The organism is Dehalogenimonas sp. THU2 (assembly GCF_039749495.1).
Classification (GTDB): domain Bacteria; phylum Chloroflexota; class Dehalococcoidia; order Dehalococcoidales; family Dehalococcoidaceae; genus Dehalogenimonas.
Window position 1 is genome coordinate 1 of record NZ_JBDLLU010000033.1, and the last position, 1534, is coordinate 1534.

2 protein-coding genes are annotated in these 1534 nt (G+C 55.9%); both read left to right on the forward strand.

Annotation, left to right across the window (positions count from 1 at the left end):
- Positions 1-1072, forward strand: a 1072-nt coding sequence (locus ABFB09_RS09620) for a reductive dehalogenase (protein ID WP_347001278.1), incomplete at its 5' end; no start/stop codon positions are given.
- A gap of 282 nt (positions 1073-1354) precedes the next feature.
- Positions 1355-1534: twin-arginine translocation signal domain-containing protein (locus ABFB09_RS09625; protein ID WP_347001279.1), on the forward strand; the 180-nt coding region annotated here is incomplete at its 3' end.

Genomic DNA, 1534 nt, shown 5'->3' on the forward strand with positions numbered 1-1534 from the left:
CCGGGATGTCCGCTGCGCCGCGCTGGCCGATATGGTCACCGGCTTGCAGACCGCCGCCCCCTGGGACGGCCCCACCGGCATCACCCCGCCCCAGGACAAGGGCGCCGCCCGCTGGGAAGGCTCGCCTGAGGAGAATGTTCAGATGTTGCGTGCCGCCCTGCACCTGGCTGGCGCCGCTCAGGTCGGCGCCATGGAACTCAACGACCACATGCTGCAGATCTTCGACAAGGGCGCCGTCGTCTTCGATGATGTCGAAAAAGGCACCCAGGATGAGAAAAAAGTCTATCATATCCCCAAAAAAGCCAAATATCTTTTGACCTATTCCATCCAGCAGAACTACATACAAGGTCTCTACCAACTCCGTGAGGATGAAGCCTATCCCGGCAAACTGGCCATGCCCATGCCCCTGGGACGCCCCGCCATCCACCGCGCTTATGGCGACGGCCGCTACACCGAGTGGCAGGCGATGCGCTTCGTCAAGAACCTGGGTTACCATGCTTACAAAGCCGGTGTCCGTGCCAATGTAGCCCTGGGCATCTTCTCAGGTCTCGGCGAACAGGGACGCGCCACCTATATGATGACCCCGCGTTCCGGTCTACAAACCCGCATCACCAATTACATCATCACCGATTTACCTTTGGCTCCTACTAATCCCATCGACTTCGGCGGCACCAAGTTCTGCGAGACCTGCATGCGCTGCGCTGAAAAATGCCCCAGTGATGCCCTGGGTCAGCAGAAAGAACCCACCTGGGATGTCGGCCCCGGGAACCGCCCGGGTTACAGGGGATGGCGCGTAGACTGGGGCAAATGTATTGATGTCGGTGCTCCCTCCCGTTGCGGCGTCTGCCACACCCTTTGCCCGTTCAATCATCCAAATGAAGGAATCATCCATCCGGTGGTTCGGGCTGTTTCCGCCACCACTCCCGTCTTCGATAGTTTCTTCGCTTCGATGGACCGCGTCTTCCAATACGCCGAGCCCAAGAGCCCCGAGGAGCTGGAAGCCTGGTGGACCCGCGACCTGAATAATTGGAGGCCCGATGTCACCCATGGCGCCGGTACGTTTAATTGGTAGCTAACCAAAACTGATCCCCCGGGAGGCGGCTGGTGAGCCGCCTCCCTTTTTTTGTGTACTCAGCTCCGTTTATACATTGAGGGGCGATACAATCTGCTCCATTATTCGATCACACACCCAACACCTGATATAAGCCATCTTCTTTATACCTCATCTAGTTGCTTTTTATTACCTATCATTATCATATTCTTATTTTAAATACGCATGTTGGCGGATAGTATATTCCCTATAATTACATTACAATACCTTATAGAACTATATCTAATAACAAGGAGCAACACTATGGGCAACAAATTCCATTCGACAATGAGCCGCCGTGATTTCATGAAGGGCCTCGGACTGGCCGGTGCCGGCATCGGTGCCGCCGCAGCCATCGCCCCTTCCTTCAGTGATCTCGACGAACTCGCCGCTTCTGGACCTTCCGCCCGCCACCCCTGGTGGGTTAAGGAAAATGAACTCGAA